This is a genomic window from Micromonospora vulcania (assembly GCF_042658605.1).
Taxonomy (GTDB): domain Bacteria; phylum Actinomycetota; class Actinomycetes; order Mycobacteriales; family Micromonosporaceae; genus Micromonospora; species Micromonospora vulcania.
The window spans coordinates 61046-75166 of record NZ_JBHSQS010000020.1 but is presented as its reverse complement, the minus strand read 5'-3'; the positions used below and the strand labels follow the sequence as shown (position 1 = coordinate 75166).

Sequence of the window (14121 nt, the reverse complement as noted above, 5' to 3'; positions counted from 1 at the left end):
GTCACCGTGGCGAGCGGAGGACCGGAGCGGGGCGGGCCGCGGGCCATCCTCCCGCCACCGCCGCCGCCACCACCGCCGCCCCGGTTGCCCCGCTGGCCGCTGCTGATCATGTTCGGCCTGATCCCGGTGTGGTGGCTGGCCGGCGCGTTCTACCTGATCTGGCCCCTGTTCGGTGCGGTGCTGTTGGCGTTGCTGATCGTCCGGGGGCGGGTGCCGCTGCCACCGGCCACCGGCATCTGGCTGCTGTTCGTTGCCCTGGTGCTGCTCAGCGCCACCCAACTACCGTCGCCGGTCTCGCTGCCCTTCTTCGGCCTTCGGCTGGGCTACTACGTCACCGCACTCGTGGCCGGCGTGTACGTCTATGTCTACGCGCGGGAACGAGGCGACGTGGCGGCGGCGCTGGTGCCGGTCTGCCTGTTCTGGTTCGGTCTGGTGGCACTGGGTTGGTTGGGGGTGCTGGCACCGCGCTTCGCGCTGACCACCCCGGTGGAGGTGCTGCTGCCCGGCGGCATCGCCAACCATCCGTACATGCAGGACCTGGTGCACATCAGCGCCACCGAGTACAGCAAACAGGCACTCATCCCGATCTACCGTCCGGCGGCGCCGTTCCCGTACACCAACAACTACGGCAGCACGTACGCGATGGCACTGCCCTGCGTGGTGGCGTACACCATGCTGCGGGGTCGGGGGATCCTCCGCTGGGCACTGCTCGTGTCGCTGCCGCTGTCCCTGGCGCCGGCCTTCCTCACCCTGAACCGGACGATGTTCGCGAGCCTCGGCGTGGGCCTGGCCGTGCTCGGCGTGCGGGCGGCGCTGCGCGGAAACGTCCGGGTGGGCGCGTCCGTCGTCGGGGTGCTGCTCATCGGCGGGCTCACCACCCTGCTGATCCCGGTCGCCGATCTGATCAACAGTCGGGTCGAGTCGAGCGACACCAACACGGACCGGTTCTCCCTCTACGCGGAGGTCATCCGTCGCATCGTGGACTCGCCGTGGCTCGGGTACGGCGCGCCCGTCAGCGTGGACACGGTCACGGCGGAGGTGCCGGTCGGCACCCAGGGGCAACTCTGGACGGTGCTGTTCAGTCACGGCGTACCGGCGTTGGTCTGCTTCCTGGGCTGGTTCGTGATCATCGGGCTGAAGAGCGCCCGGGCCCGCTCAGCGCCCGGGCAGTGGCTGGCGGTGGTGCCGGTGATCTGCCTGGTGCAGATTCCGTTCTACGGCATGGCCGATCCCACCATCACCATCGCGTACGTCGCCGCCGCCGCCGCGATGGCGCTCGTCGAGCGGGAGGCGGGCGCCGGGCGTGGTGATCGGTCCCGCCCCACCCGCATCCCGAAGGCCGTCGTCGTATGACCGCGGGCGCGCGCCCGGCCGTCGACTCTGGTCCCGGCGAACCCTCCGTCGACGGTACGACCGAGGCCCGACGCAGCGCCCGCACCGGCCTCGCGGGCCTGGCCGGGGCCGCCACCAACGGTCTCTTCGGCTTCCTGCTCGCGGTCGTCATCACCCGCGGCTACGGCACCGTCGGCTCGGGCGCGTTCTTCGCCGCGATCGGCGTCGTCACCGTCACGGCCGCCATCTGCGCCCTGGGCGCGGAGACCGGACTGATCTGGACGCTGCCCCGCCGGCGCGCCGGCGCTGACGGTGACGCGGCCCGGGTGCTCCCGGTGGCGCTGCTGCCGCCGCTGGCGGCCGCGGTCGTGGTCGGCCTCGTCGGGGTGTTCGCCGCGGACACGCTCGCACCCCGGCTGCTGGACGGGCCGGGCGCCAGCGGTACCGCCCTCATCGCGGCCAGCTTCGCCGCGGTGCCGCTGGTGGTCGCGATGACGCTGCTGCTCGCCGTGCTGCGCTGCGTCCGTCCCATCCGGGTGTACGTCGGCGTGCAGTCCGTCCTGGTGCCGATCGCCCGGCCGGTACTGGTCGGCGCGGCGGCCGTCGCCAGTGGTGGCGTGCTGCTCGGCATGACCGGCTGGCTGGTTCCGGCGGCGTTCGCGGTGCTGATCTGCCTGGCGCTGGTGGCCGGTCCGCTCGGCGTCGGCCGGGGTGCGACGTTGCGCCCGGACCGGGCCGACTGGTCGACCTTCTGGCGTTTCGCGTTGCCCCGCGCGGCGTCCGCCGCCATCGACGCCAGCGCCGTGTGGGTGGGCGTGCTGCTCACCTCCGTGCTCGCCGGGCAGGCCGACGCAGGCGTGTTCGGAGCGGTCGGCCGCTACATCCTGGCCGGGCAACTGGCCATGCAGGGGCTGCGGGTGGCGGTGTCGCCGCAGCTGTCCCGGCTGCTCGGGCGTGGCGAGCGGGCCGCCGCCGCTGCGGTGCACCGGCAGTTGACCACCTGGGCGCTGGTGCTCTCGTGGCCGGTCTACCTGCTGCTCGCGGTGTTCGGGCTGGCGTTCCTTGAGCTCTTCGGGCCCGAGTTCACCGCCGGTGCCACCGCGATGACCGTGCTCGCCCTGGCGATGCTGGTCAACACCGGGGTGGGAAACGTACAGAGCCTGCTGCTGATGGGCGGGCGCAGTGGCCTGCACCTGGTCGCGACGGTCGCCGGGTTGCTGGTCACCGTCTGCCTCGGGCTCTGGCTGATCCCGGAGCACGGCGTGACGGGCGCCGCGCTCGCCTGGGCGGCCGGTATCGCGACCGAGAACCTGATCGCGTTCGGCTGCGCCCGGGCGGTGATCGGCCAACCTCTGGTCGACGCGACACTGCTGCGCGCGGCGGCCGGGGTGATCGTCGGGGTGGGGATCGCGGCCCTGGTCGGCGTACTCGCCGGGGGTCGGGGGATCACCGGTCTGGTGGTGGCGCTGAGCGTCCTGGCCACCGGCTGCGTCGGCTTGTTGACGGTTCCCCAGGTACGACGGGGTATCCGGGTGACCATGAGACATCTCCGTGGCGGGGAGGGGGCGGCGTCGGTCGCCGCCGGTGCCGCCGCGACGTCGACGAAGGGCAGGTGAGGACACCGTGTCGTCCATCCGAGACCGGGTGAAGCAGCTCGTGCCGGCCCAGGTGACCGATCGGGTCAAGGATTCCCTGGTCGACTACGCGGTGCGCACCAGCGATCGGCGGCCGTTGCCGGACTTCCTCATCATCGGCACCAAGCGGGGCGGCACCACCTCGCTGTGGAACTACCTGATCCAGCACCCGCTGGTGCCGCGCCTCTTCCCGGCCTGGAACACCAAGTCCTCGCACTACTTCGAGGAGAACTGGCACCGGGGCGAGGCCTGGTACCGCTCGCACTTTCCCACCCAGCGGCAGCGGGCCGCACTGCGGCGCCGGCACGGCGGGCCGGTACGGGTCGGTGAGGCCGCTCCGCTCTACATGTTCCACCCGCTGGCCGCACAGCGGGTCGCCGCGCTGCTGCCGTCGGTGCGGCTGATCGTGTTGCTGCGCGATCCGGTCGAGCGGGCGTACTCGCACTGGAAGGAACGGCGGACGCACGGCATCGAGCCGCTGGACTTCGTCGACGCGCTGGCCGCCGAGCAGGAGCGGACGGCGGGGGAGCGGGAACGGCTGATCGCCGAGCCGGAATCCTTCAGCGAGCCGTACGACTGGTACACCTACCGTGCCCGGGGGCGCTACCTGGAGCACCTGGAGCCGTGGCTGGACCGGTTCGACCGGGAGCGGATCCTCTTTCTTCCCAGCGAGGACCTCTACCGCGACGCCCGCGGCACCTACCGCAGGACGCTCGACTTCCTCGGGTTGCCCCCGCACGACCTGCCCGACTTCAAGGTCTACAACGACCGCCGCTCGGCACCCCTGGCACCGGAGGTACGGGCGGAGCTGACCGAGTACTACCGACCCCACAACGAGGCGTTGCGCCAGCGGCTGGGGTTGGACCTCGACTGGCCGGACCGGGCGCCGTGACGACGGGGGCCACCGTCTCCGGCGACCTTCGGGCGCGGACCGACGGGCTGGGCTGGGTCACCCGGGCGGTCTTCGGCGACGAGCGCATCGCCCTGACCGTGGACGGGCCCCCGCCACCGGGGCACCGCGCCGTCGCCCGGTACGCGGTCGTCCCGTCGCTCGCCCGGGCCCGGTTCCTGCTGCCGCTCGGCGCGCCCCGGGCCACGGCGGCCTCCCTGCTGGCGTACAACGCGCTGCGCCCGCCGAGAGTGCGGGCCGTGCGGGCCGTGCTCGGTGGGCTCGCCCGGGTCGGCGCGATCGACCTGGCTCCGTTTCCCCGGCTCGTCGTGTCGCTGCCCGACGGGGTCGCGGCCGACGAGGCGCTGCTGGCCGGGCGGCTGGGGGCCACGCTCGACGGGCCCGGGGTGTTCGCGGCCTGCGGGGTCCGCCCGCCGGACCCGAACCACAAGCCCACCCTGCAACTGTTCGCCTCGGACGGTCGTGCCCTCGGCTACGCGAAGATCGGCTGGAACGCGGCCACCCGGGCGCTGGTGAGCGCCGAGGCGGCGGCCCTGCGCGACCTGCCCGCGGTGACCGGCGCGCCGGACCATCCGGCGGCGCCCCGGCTGCTCGCCCAGACGGCCGCCGACGGGCAGGTGGTCGCGCTGGTCGAGCCGCTGCCGTCGGCCGTGCGAGGGATGCCGGTCGGTGCCCCGCCGCAGGTCGCCGCGCTGCTGGCGGTGGCCCGACGGGGTGGCCCGCCGACGCCGGCACGCCCGCTGGCCGGGTCCGCGTTCCTGGGCCGGCTCGCCGCCGAGGCCGAGCGAGCTGCCGCCGGTACGCCGGACGGGGCCCGGGCGGTCGCCGCGGTGGCGGCGCTGACCGTCCGGCACGGCGGCACGGCCGTCGAGTTCGGGCACTGGCACGGTGACTGGGTGCCCTGGAACCTCGGGGTGCACGCCGGCCGCCTGGTGGCCTGGGACTGGGAGCACAGCGGATCGGACGTACCGGTCGGCTTCGATCTGGCGCACGACGCGTTCCAGCGTGCCCTGGTGCTGCGCGGCGAGCCGGCCGCCGCGGCGGCCCGGGCCGTCGACACCCACCTGGACCGGTACGGCGCCGGGCTGGGGCTCGGGCGGGCGGCCCGAGGGCTGGTGGCCGAGGCATACCTGCTGGAGATGTGGCTGCGCACCTGGCGGCTGGCCGACGCCGACGCGGGCTGGAACGCCGCGCTGCATCCCGCCCTGCTGGACGTCATCGAGAAACGACATAGCGGCTGATCCGCCGAAATCAGGGGGGCCCGTTGTCGACCATCGACTGCGGACGGTGAACCAGAAACTCCAGGTCGTGACGACCGTCGATGGAGGAGATCGTCGGTGGCTGCCCAGCCCGCCCGCGTCGAGATCGACACGTCGCCCGATCGCTCTATTTCACCGGCTCGGGACGTGTGATCTGCTGTCGCGTGGCGGCCACCGAAAATCCAAGCGAACTTGTGGGGAGTCGCGTGGAAACGACAACCGAGGATGCCAACGAATCCGGCGTGCTGCTCCTGGTGAGCTCCAGTGGCGGCCATCTGGCCCAACTGCTCGCCCTGCGCCCGTGGTACGAACGCTGGCGACGGTGCTGGATCACCTTCGACACGCCCGAGGCGGTCTCGCTGCTGGCGGGCGAGGACCTGATCCGGGCGTACCACCCGACCACCCGCAACCTGCCGAACCTGCTGCGCAACGCCGTCCTGGCCTGGCGGGTGCTGCGGTCGCGCCGGGTCGCCGCGGTGGTGACCACGGGTGCCGGGGTGGCCGTCCCGTTCGTGGTGCTGGCCTGGCTCCAGCGCGTTCCCACCGTCTACATCGAGGTGTACGACCGCATCGACACCCCGACCCTGACCGCCCGACTCTGTCGACCGTTCCTCTCCGCGATGCTCGTGCAGTGGGACGAGCAGCGCCGGCAGTACCCGGAGGCCACCGTCGTGGGAACTCTGCTGTGAACGCCGAGAGCACCGGAAACGTCCCCGCCCACCGGGTCGCACCGGGCCGGCCCCGACCGGCGCCGGTAGCCGGGCCACCCCGACCACGCCGCGCCGGCGACCTCGCCTCGGCACGCCTGCTGGTCGCCGTCGGCACCGACAAGCACCCGTTCGACCGCCTGGTCCGCTGGCTGGAGGAGTGGCACCGCGCGGTCGGCGAGGACGTCGAGATGACCGTGCAGCACGGCCACACCCGGGCGCCGGTGGTCCCCGGGGCGGTGACCTTCCTCGGCCACGACGAGCTTCAGACCGCGATGGCCGAGGCGGACCTGGTGCTCTGCCACGGCGGCCCGGCCACCATCCTGGAGGCCCGCCGGCAGGGTCACCTGCCGATCGTCATGCCCCGGGACCCGGCCGGGGGCGAGCACGTCGACGACCACCAGCAGTTGTTCGCCCGTCGCTTGGGCGCGGCCGGCCTGGTGGCTTTGGTGGAGACCCGGGAGGCGCTGTTCGAGGCGCTCACCGCCGGGCTCGCCGACCCGTCCCGGTTCGCCGTCGCGGCCGACCCGGACGCGTCCGAGGCCCGCCGGGCGGCGGTCGAGCAGGTGGGGCGGATCGTGGAGGACCTGGTGGCCGCATCGACCGGGCAGCGGCAGCGGGTGCGGTGGCGGCCGTGGGCACGGCCGGACCGGATCGGAGAGCGGCGATGACCGACCACCCGAGCGTGAGCGCGGTGGTGCCCACCCGGGACCGTCCGGAGCTGCTGCGGGCCGCGGTGCGCGCCATCCTCGATCAGGACTACCCCGGCCCGGTCGAGGTGGTGGTGGTCCACGACCAGTCCGAACCGGACCCTTCGCTGACCGAGCTGTCCCGCCTGGACCGCCAGGTCCGGGTGATCCGCAACGAGCGCACCCCCGGTCTGGCGGGCGCGCGCAACTCCGGGACCCTCGCCGCGACCGGGGAACTCGTCGCGTTCTGCGACGACGACGACGAGTGGCTGCCCGGCAAGCTACGGGCCCAGGTCGAGGCGCTGGCCGAGGCCCCCGACGCGGAGTTGGTCAGCTGCGGCATCCGGGTCAGCTACGACGGGAACGCCGTCGACCGGGTGCTGGCCCGGGACTCGGTCACCCTCGCCGATCTGCTGCGCGACCGGATGACCGAGCTGCACCCGTCCACGTTCCTGATCCGCGCCGTTGCGCTGCGCGCCGGGTTCGGGCTGGTCGACGAGGAGATCCCCGGCAGCTACGCGGAGGACTACGAGTTCCTGCTGCGCGCCGCGCGCAGCGCGCCACTGGTCAACCTGTGTACGCCGTATGTGCTGGTGCGCTGGCACAAGCGGTCCTACTTCGCGCAGCGCTGGGACACCATCTCCGAGGCATTGCAGTGGCTGCTGCAGCGCTACCCGGAGTTCGGCACCCAGCCGGCCGGCGAGGCGCGGGTCTCGGGGCAGATCGCCTTTGCCCGCGCCGCGACCGGCGACCGTCGGGGGGCGCTGCGCTGGGCCCGGCACGCCCTGCGGCGCAACCCGCGCGAGCCCCGTGCCTACCTGGCGCTCGCGGTGGCCGGGAGGGTGGTCCGTGCCGACGCGGTGCTGCGCACGCTGCACAAGCGTGGCCGGGGCATCTGACCCACTCGGAGACGCAACACCATCCTTATCGGGCACCACCAGCACATCGAAGGATGCTCACCCATGGGACTCCACTCGCTCAGGTTCCGTCTCGTCGACTCGCCGACCTCACTCGGCGCGAAACGGCGGGCGCGGCGCGCGGCCTGGCTGTCGGACACCTTCCCGAACCTGGCCGACATGACCGTGCTCGACCTGGGTGGCCGGGTGGAGAGTTGGGCGCGGGTCCCCGTCCGACCGGCGCGCGTCCACGTGGTCAACCTGGAGCCGCTGCCCACCGAGTTGCCCGACTGGGCCGAGGCCGACCACGCCGATGCCTGCGAGTTGCCGAAGAGCATCCTGAGCCGCCGGTACGACCTCGTCTTCAGCAACAGCGTTCTGGAGCACGTGGGTGGCCACGAGCGCCGTCGGCGGATGGCGGAGGCGGTCCGCGAGCTGGGGAGCGCGTACTGGGTCCAGACGCCGTACCGGTACTTCCCGGTCGAGCCGCACTGGGTGGCGCCCGGAATGCAGTTCCTGCCGGTGTCGGCCCGGGTCCTGATGGCGCGTCGGTGGCCGCTCGCCTATACCCCGGGAAAAACGTACGAGGCGGCCATGAAACAGGTCCTGACGACCGAACTCATCGGTCGCGCCGAACTCCGTTATCTGTTTCCGGACGCCGTCATCCGCAACGAGCATCTGTTGGGTCTGACGAAGTCGATCATCGCGATTCGAAAGCACTGAGCGAACGTTCGCCGCCAGGCTCGGTACGACACGCGGAACAAGTGCAGATCGAATTTGCCTGAAATGGGTTTCGCGTCCGCAGGGCGGGACGCGGCGGGCAGCGCAACGTGCCGGTGGCTCGCCGTGACAGACTGACCGCTGTGTTGCGCTGGTTGACTGCAGGTGAATCGCACGGTCCCGCCCTCGTCGCGCTGTTGGAGGGGGTGCCCGCCGGCATCGAGGTGAGCACCACCGAGATCGCCGACGAGCTGGCCCGCCGCCGGCTGGGCTATGGCCGTGGTGCCCGGATGTCGTTCGAGCGGGACGAGGTCGAGGTGATCGGCGGCCTGCGGCACGGCCGCACCCTGGGCAGCCCGGTGGCGATCCGGGTGGGCAACTCCGAGTGGCCCAAGTGGCAGACGGTCATGGCCGCCGACCCGGTGGACCCCGACGAGCTGGCCCGGCAGGCCCGCAACGCCCCGCTGACCCGGCCCCGGCCGGGCCACGCCGACCTGGCCGGCATGCAGAAGTACGGCCACACCGACGCCCGACCGATCCTGGAGCGCGCGAGCGCCCGGGAGACCGCGGCCCGGGTCGCCGTCGGCGCGGTGGCCAAGGCGCTGGTCCGCCAGGCGCTCGGCATCGAGATCGTCTCGCACGTCGTCGAACTGGGTCCGGTGGCCGTGAAGGCCGGGCTGCGTCCGCGCCCGGAGGACGCCACCCGGATCGACGCCGACCCGCTGCGCTGCCTGGACCCGCAGGCCAGTGCCCTGATGGTCGCCGAGGTGGACGCCGCGAAGAAGGCCGCCGACACCCTGGGTGGTGTGGTCGAGGTGCTGGCGTACGGGGTGCCGCCGGGGCTGGGCAGTCACGTGCAGTGGGACCGCAAGCTCGACGCCCGGCTGGCCACCGCGCTGATGTCGATTCAGGCGATCAAGGGAGTGGAGATCGGCGACGGCTGGCACCAGGCCCGGTCCCGGGGCTCCGAGGCGCACGACGAGATCATCCCGTCGGCCACCGGCGTCCGCCGGGTCACCGACCGGGCCGGTGGGCTGGAGGGCGGCATCACCACCGGTGAGCCGCTGCGGGTCCGCGCCGCGATGAAGCCGATCTCGTCGCTGAACCGCGCGCTGGCCACCGTGGACGTCACCACCGGCGAGCCGGCCACCGCGATCAACCAGCGCTCGGACGTCTGCGCGGTGCCCGCCGCGGCGGTGGTCGCCGAGGCGATGGTCGCACTGGTGCTGGCCGAGGCGGCCACCGAGAAGTTCGGCGGGGACTCGGTCGCCGAGATCCGCCGCAACCTGGCCGGCTACCTCGATGCGCTGGTGATCCGCTGATGGCTCCGGTCGTCGTACTGGTCGGCGCCCCGGGGTGCGGCAAGACCACCGTGGGGCAGGCGCTCGCCGACGTCCTCGGGGTGGAGTTCCGCGACACCGACGTCGACATCGAGAAGATGGCCGGAAAGCCCATCCCGGAGATCTTCATCGACGAGGGCGAGGCGCACTTCCGTACCCTCGAACGGGCCGCGGTGGCCGCGGCGCTGGCTGCCAGCCCGGGGGTGCTCGCCCTCGGCGGCGGCGCGGTGCTGGCCGAGGAGAACCGGGCCGCCCTGGTCGGGCACCGGGTGGTGCACCTCTCGGTCGAGCTGCCCGACGCGGTCAAGCGGGTCGGGCTCGGCGCCGGGCGGCCGCTGCTGGCGATCAACCCGCGGGCCACCCTGAAACACCTGATGGACCAGCGCCGGCCGCTCTACGCCGAGGTGGCCACCACCACGGTGACCACCGACGGCCGGACGCCACGGGACATCGTCGCCGAGATCGCCGCACTGCTGCCCCGCTGACGCGGCTGCTGGCTCAGCCTCGGGCGACCGAGTCCAGCACGTCGGCCAGGGCCTTCGGCTCGCTGAGCATCGGCCAGTGCCCGGTGGGCACCTCGAACAACCGGCCGCCGGTCAGCCCGGCGAAAAGCGGATGCTTCTGGGCGATCATCTCCTCGACCACGGTGAGCGGGAAGGTGCTGGCGACCAGCGCCGTCGGCACCGGACGGCCGCCGGTACGCCGCACCGGATCGGTCGCCGCCCGCAGCGGCTCCGGGGTGGCCCGTGCCCGCAGCAGAGCCAACGTCGACTCGTCCAGCCCCGCCAGGTTGGTCGGGTCGGCCGCCGGGTCCCAGGCCGGTGGCGGCAGCAGGTGTCCGTCGCCGATCGCGGCCCGCAGCCGCTGCTGCTCCTCGGGCGGCACCGTGTCGAACTGTGCCGTGCCGTCGGGCAGCGGCCCACTCTCCACGTAGACCACCCGGGCGATGCGGTCCGGGATCCGGTCCGCCGCCTGGGCGACCGGCATCCCGCCGCCGGAGTGCCCGACCAGCAGGACGTTGCGCAGATCCTCGACCTCGATCAGCCGGACGATGTCGGTGGTGTGGGTCTCCAGGGTCACCTCGGGCCCGGCCAGGTGAGCCCGCTCGGCCAGCCCGGTCAGCGTCATCGGGTACACCTCGTGCCCCTGCGCCCGCAGCGCCCCGGTCACCTCCCGCCACGCCCACGCACCCAGCCAGAAACCCGGAACCAGTACGAACGTCGCCACCTGTCGCTCCTTCTCTCGGTTACCGACAGACCGTACGACCGAATCCGGACAGAATTCGCCCGGTTTGAAGGAGTGGCCCGTGCGGCATCCGGACGCTCTGCGCGCCGCGGTGGCCGAGCATGCCCGCCTGCTCGCGGACTGGGCCACCCGGCCAGCAGGTGGGCAACCGCCACGGCCGCGGCGTCCGCTGGACTAGGCTGCCGGCGATGGACGAGGTGACCCGGATCCCGGTCGGCGGCGAGCGGCCGTACGACGTGCTGGTCGGACGCGACCTGCTGAACGCGCTGCCCGGCCTGCTGCCCGGCGCGAGCCGGGCGGCGGTGCTGCACGCGCCCCCGCTCAAGGCCCTCGCGGACGCGCTCGGTGAACGGCTCCGCGCGGCCGGCGTCGAGCCGCTGCTGGTCGAGGTGCCCGACGCCGAGGCGGGCAAGCAGATCGACGTGGCCGCCGCCTGCTGGGACCGGCTCGGCTCGGCGGGTTTCACCCGTACCGACGTGGTGGTCGGGGTCGGCGGCGGCGCGGTGACCGACCTGGCCGGTTTCGTCGCGGCCTGCTGGCTGCGTGGGGTGCGCTGGGTTCCGGTGGCCACCTCGCTGCTCGGCATGGTGGACGCCGCGGTGGGCGGCAAGACCGGGATCAACACGGCGGCCGGCAAGAACCTGGTGGGCGCGTTCCACCCGCCGGCCGGCGTGCTGGCCGACCTGGCCACCCTGGACAGCCTGCCCGGCACCGATCTGGCTGCCGGGTTGGCCGAGGTGGTCAAGTGTGGCCTCATCGCCGATCCGGCGATCCTGGACCTCGTCGAGCGCGACCCGGCGGCGGCCACCGACCCGCGTGGGCCGGTGACCCGGGAGCTGATCGAGCGGGCGATCCGCGTCAAGTCCGACGTGGTCAGCGGCGACCTGCGCGAGTCGGGCCTGCGCGAGGTGCTGAACTACGGCCACACGCTGGCCCACGCGATCGAGCAGGTCGAGGGCTACCGCTGGCGGCACGGCCACGCCGTCTCGGTCGGTCTGGTGTACGCGGCCGCGCTCGCCCGGCTCGCCGGCCGGCTGGACGCCCCGACCGCCGAGCGGCACCGCACCGTGCTGGCGGCACTGGGTCTGCCGGTGAGCTATCCGGCCGACGCCTGGCCGCAGCTACTGGCCGCGATGCGGGTGGACAAGAAGGCCCGGGGCAGCCGGCTGCGCTTCGTGGTGCTGGACGGGCTGGCCCGCCCGGCGATGCTGGAGGGCCCGACCGACGCGTTGCTGGCCGCCGCCTACGACGAGGTGGCGACGGCGTGAAGGTGTACGTCCTGAACGGGCCGAACCTGGGCCGGCTCGGCACCCGCGAGCCCACGCTGTACGGCGCGACGACCTACGCCGACCTGGTGGCCCTCTGCGAGCACACCGGCAAGGAGCTGGGGCTCGACGTGACGGTCCGGCAGACCGACGCCGAGCACGAACTGCTCGGCTGGCTGCACGGGGCCGCCGACGAGGGCGCCGCCGTGGTGCTCAACCCGGCCGCCTGGTCGCACTACTCGTACGCGGTGCGGGACGCCTGCGCCATGCTGCGGGGGCCGCTGGTGGAGGTGCACATCTCCAACATCCACGCCCGCGAGGAGTTCCGGCACCACTCGGTGGTCTCCGCGGTGGCGACCGGGGTGATCTGCGGGCTCGGCATCGGCGGGTATCGTCTTGCTCTGCACCATCTGGCCGGCCTCGCGCCGGCCGACGGTTGAGCGCCCCGAGCGGGGGGCCGGGCGATTCGACGCAGCTAGTAGACTCGTAGGGTCTGTCCGCCAATTGATGATCAAGGCAGGAAATGGCCTCCACCAACGACCTCAAAAACGGCCTGGTACTCAACCTTGACGGCGAGCTCTGGGCCGTCGTCGAGTTCCAGCACGTCAAGCCCGGTAAGGGTGGTGCCTTCGTGCGCACCACGCTGAAGAACGTGCTGTCCGGGAAGGTGGTCGACAAGACCTTCAACGCGGGCACCAAGGTCGAGACCGCGACCGTGGACAAGCGCACGATGCAATACCTCTACGCCGACGGCGAGGACTTCGTCTTCATGGATCTGGAGACCTTCGACCAGATCACCGTCCCCGGCGGCACCGTCGGCGAGGCAGCCAACTACCTGCTGCCCGAGGCCGAGGCGACCGTCGCCACCCACGAGGGTGTTCCGCTCTACATCGAGCTGCCCACCAGCGTCGTGCTGGAGGTCACCTACACCGAGCCCGGTCTGCAGGGCGACCGCTCGACCGGCGGCAACAAGCCGGCGACCGTGGAGACCGGCGCCACCGTGCCGGTGCCACTGTTCATCACCACCGGTGAGAAGATCAAGGTCGACACCCGCGACGGCCGTTACCTCGGCCGCGCCTGATGGCTGAGGGTCCCAAACAGCAGATGCCGGCGCGCCGCAAGGCGCGTAAGCGGGCGCTGGATGTCCTCTACGAGGCCGACCTGCGGGACCGCCCCCCGGTCGAGGTGCTGGCCGGCTACCTGCAGCGGATCGAGCAGCCCCGGCCGGAACACCTCGGGTACGCGGTGGGCCTCGTCGAGGGGGTCGCCGAGCACCTGGACCGGATCGACGAGCTGATCGCCAGCTACGCCGAGGGCTGGACGCTGGAGCGGATGCCGGTCGTCGACCGCAACCTGGCCCGGATCGCGGTCTACGAACTGCTCTACGTCGACGAGATCGACGACGCGGTCGCGATCAGCGAGGCCGTCGAGCTGGCCCGCCAGATGTCGACCGACGACTCGCCGCGCTTCCTCAACGGGGTGCTCGGCCGGATCGCCGAGTACGCCACCCGCTGAGCGCGCCCGCCCAGCACCCGTACGACAGAAAGGGCCCGTGCCGTCCGGCACGGGCCCTTTCTGGTGGATCGACTGCTCAGGAGGCGAAGAACGCCCGCGGGTCGGCGACCAGCACACCGTGCTCGGTGAGCCGCTCGATCAGACCCGACGGCGAGGCGTCGTAGACGATCGCGAGCGCCCGCAGGTCGTCGGCGCGGATGGAGAGCACCCGGCCGTTGTAGTCACCGCGCTGCTGCTGGATGGCGCGGGCGTAGCGGGCGACGTAGGCCAGGTCCTCGGAGGCCTCGTCGTAGAGCCGCTCCAGGTCCAGGACGATCTTGCTGGTGGGCTCGTGCCGGACCCCGCTGCCGTCGGGCAGCAGTTCCGAGACGGGGACGCGGTAGAACTCGGCCAGCTCGGCCAGACGAGACACGGTCACGGCGCGGTCGCCACGCTCGTACGAGCCGACCACCACGGCCTTCCACCGCCCGTTCGACTTCTCCTCCACACCCTGCAGGGAGAGACCCTGCTGTTGGCGGATGGAGCGCAGGCGGGCGCCCAGAGACTTGGCGTATTCAGAGGGCATTCGGACACTCCCAGTGCTGCTCGGGGTTCTCCCGTCGATCGCTA

The 14121-nt window shown here is 72.7% G+C and carries 16 protein-coding genes; 14 read left to right on the top strand and 2 right to left on the bottom strand.

Going from position 1 to position 14121, the window contains the following annotated elements; all coding sequences use genetic code 11:
* Positions 1–6: 6 nt before the first annotated feature.
* The 10 genes from ACFQGL_RS25795 to ACFQGL_RS25750 all read left to right on the top strand — a co-directional run bounded on the left by ACFQGL_RS25795 (position 7) and on the right by ACFQGL_RS25750 (position 9972).
* Positions 7–1353 (top strand): O-antigen ligase family protein, encoded by a 1347-nt coding sequence (locus tag ACFQGL_RS25795; RefSeq protein ID WP_377515048.1) that lies wholly within the window; start codon positions 7–9, stop codon positions 1351–1353.
* Entirely contained in the window at positions 1350–2948 is a 1599-nt protein-coding gene (locus ACFQGL_RS25790; protein ID WP_377515033.1) for a lipopolysaccharide biosynthesis protein, read from the top strand. Before ACFQGL_RS25795 ends, ACFQGL_RS25790 begins: the two co-directional genes overlap by 4 nt.
* Positions 2949–2955: 7 nt before the next feature.
* The gene (locus tag ACFQGL_RS25785; protein ID WP_377515032.1) at positions 2956–3858 is read left to right on the top strand and encodes a sulfotransferase domain-containing protein; all 903 of its coding nucleotides are present in this window, start codon (positions 2956–2958) and stop codon (positions 3856–3858) included.
* The gene (locus ACFQGL_RS25780; RefSeq protein ID WP_377515031.1) at positions 3855–5117 is read left to right on the top strand and encodes a hypothetical protein; all 1263 of its coding nucleotides are present in this window, start codon (positions 3855–3857) and stop codon (positions 5115–5117) included. The genes ACFQGL_RS25785 and ACFQGL_RS25780 overlap by 4 nt, the downstream gene beginning before the upstream one ends.
* A 224-nt stretch (positions 5118–5341) precedes the next feature.
* A complete protein-coding gene (locus ACFQGL_RS25775) occupies positions 5342–5824 on the top strand; it encodes a UDP-N-acetylglucosamine--LPS N-acetylglucosamine transferase (protein ID WP_377515030.1) in 483 nt (160 codons plus the stop codon).
* 116 nt (positions 5825–5940) lie between these two features.
* Positions 5941–6513, top strand: coding sequence for a glycosyltransferase (locus tag ACFQGL_RS25770; RefSeq protein WP_377515047.1), 573 nt, complete (start codon positions 5941–5943; stop codon positions 6511–6513).
* A complete protein-coding gene (locus ACFQGL_RS25765) occupies positions 6510–7430 on the top strand; it encodes a glycosyltransferase (RefSeq protein WP_377515029.1) in 921 nt (306 codons plus the stop codon). Before ACFQGL_RS25770 ends, ACFQGL_RS25765 begins: the two co-directional genes overlap by 4 nt.
* Before the next feature lie 63 nt (positions 7431–7493).
* Positions 7494–8150 carry a class I SAM-dependent methyltransferase gene (locus tag ACFQGL_RS25760; RefSeq protein WP_377515028.1) on the top strand — a complete coding sequence of 219 codons (657 nt, stop codon included), beginning with the start codon at positions 7494–7496 and terminating at the stop codon, positions 8148–8150.
* A gap of 140 nt (positions 8151–8290) precedes the next feature.
* Positions 8291–9469 carry a chorismate synthase gene (aroC, locus tag ACFQGL_RS25755; RefSeq protein ID WP_377515027.1) on the top strand — a complete coding sequence of 393 codons (1179 nt, stop codon included), beginning with the start codon at positions 8291–8293 and terminating at the stop codon, positions 9467–9469.
* The gene (locus ACFQGL_RS25750) at positions 9469–9972 is read left to right on the top strand and encodes a shikimate kinase (RefSeq protein WP_377515026.1); all 504 of its coding nucleotides are present in this window, start codon (positions 9469–9471) and stop codon (positions 9970–9972) included. Before aroC ends, ACFQGL_RS25750 begins: the two co-directional genes overlap by 1 nt.
* Positions 9973–9985: 13 nt before the next feature.
* Here the strand turns inward: ACFQGL_RS25750 and ACFQGL_RS25745 are convergent, their stop codons facing one another.
* Entirely contained in the window at positions 9986–10714 is a 729-nt protein-coding gene (locus ACFQGL_RS25745) for an alpha/beta fold hydrolase (RefSeq protein ID WP_377515024.1), read from the bottom strand.
* Between the two features lie 206 nt (positions 10715–10920).
* Between ACFQGL_RS25745 and aroB the strand changes: the two genes are divergently transcribed.
* The 4 genes from aroB to nusB all read left to right on the top strand — a co-directional run bounded on the left by aroB (position 10921) and on the right by nusB (position 13512).
* Positions 10921–12000, top strand: coding sequence for a 3-dehydroquinate synthase (gene aroB / locus ACFQGL_RS25740; protein WP_377515022.1), 1080 nt, complete (start codon positions 10921–10923; stop codon positions 11998–12000).
* On the top strand, positions 11997–12437 hold the full coding sequence (gene aroQ / locus ACFQGL_RS25735; protein WP_377515020.1) for a type II 3-dehydroquinate dehydratase: 441 nt from the start codon (positions 11997–11999) through the stop codon (positions 12435–12437). The genes aroB and aroQ overlap by 4 nt, the downstream gene beginning before the upstream one ends.
* A gap of 83 nt (positions 12438–12520) precedes the next feature.
* On the top strand, positions 12521–13078 hold the full coding sequence (gene efp / locus ACFQGL_RS25730; RefSeq protein WP_377515019.1) for an elongation factor P: 558 nt from the start codon (positions 12521–12523) through the stop codon (positions 13076–13078).
* 23 nt (positions 13079–13101) lie between these two features.
* The gene (gene nusB, locus ACFQGL_RS25725; protein ID WP_377515046.1) at positions 13102–13512 is read left to right on the top strand and encodes a transcription antitermination factor NusB; all 411 of its coding nucleotides are present in this window, start codon (positions 13102–13104) and stop codon (positions 13510–13512) included.
* 76 nt (positions 13513–13588) lie between these two features.
* Here the strand turns inward: nusB and bldD are convergent, their stop codons facing one another.
* Entirely contained in the window at positions 13589–14077 is a 489-nt protein-coding gene (bldD, locus tag ACFQGL_RS25720; protein ID WP_007458348.1) for a transcriptional regulator BldD, read from the bottom strand.
* Positions 14078–14121: the final 44 nt, after the last annotated feature.

Excerpts from the sequence above, each read along its gene's own strand:
- ACFQGL_RS25790 (WP_377515033.1), top strand. The coding sequence starts at position 1,350 with ATGACCGCGGGCGCGCGCCCGGCCGTCGACTCTGGTCCCGGCGAACCC.
- ACFQGL_RS25765 (WP_377515029.1), top strand. The coding sequence starts at position 6,510 with ATGACCGACCACCCGAGCGTGAGCGCGGTGGTGCCCACCCGGGACCGT.
- ACFQGL_RS25760 (WP_377515028.1), top strand. The coding sequence starts at position 7,494 with ATGGGACTCCACTCGCTCAGGTTCCGTCTCGTCGACTCGCCGACCTCA.
- ACFQGL_RS25750 (WP_377515026.1), top strand. The coding sequence starts at position 9,469 with ATGGCTCCGGTCGTCGTACTGGTCGGCGCCCCGGGGTGCGGCAAGACC.
- aroB (WP_377515022.1), top strand. The coding sequence starts at position 10,921 with ATGGACGAGGTGACCCGGATCCCGGTCGGCGGCGAGCGGCCGTACGAC.
- efp (WP_377515019.1), top strand. The coding sequence starts at position 12,521 with ATGGCCTCCACCAACGACCTCAAAAACGGCCTGGTACTCAACCTTGAC.
- nusB (WP_377515046.1), top strand. The coding sequence starts at position 13,102 with ATGCCGGCGCGCCGCAAGGCGCGTAAGCGGGCGCTGGATGTCCTCTAC.
- bldD (WP_007458348.1), bottom strand. The coding sequence starts at position 14,077 with ATGCCCTCTGAATACGCCAAGTCTCTGGGCGCCCGCCTGCGCTCCATC.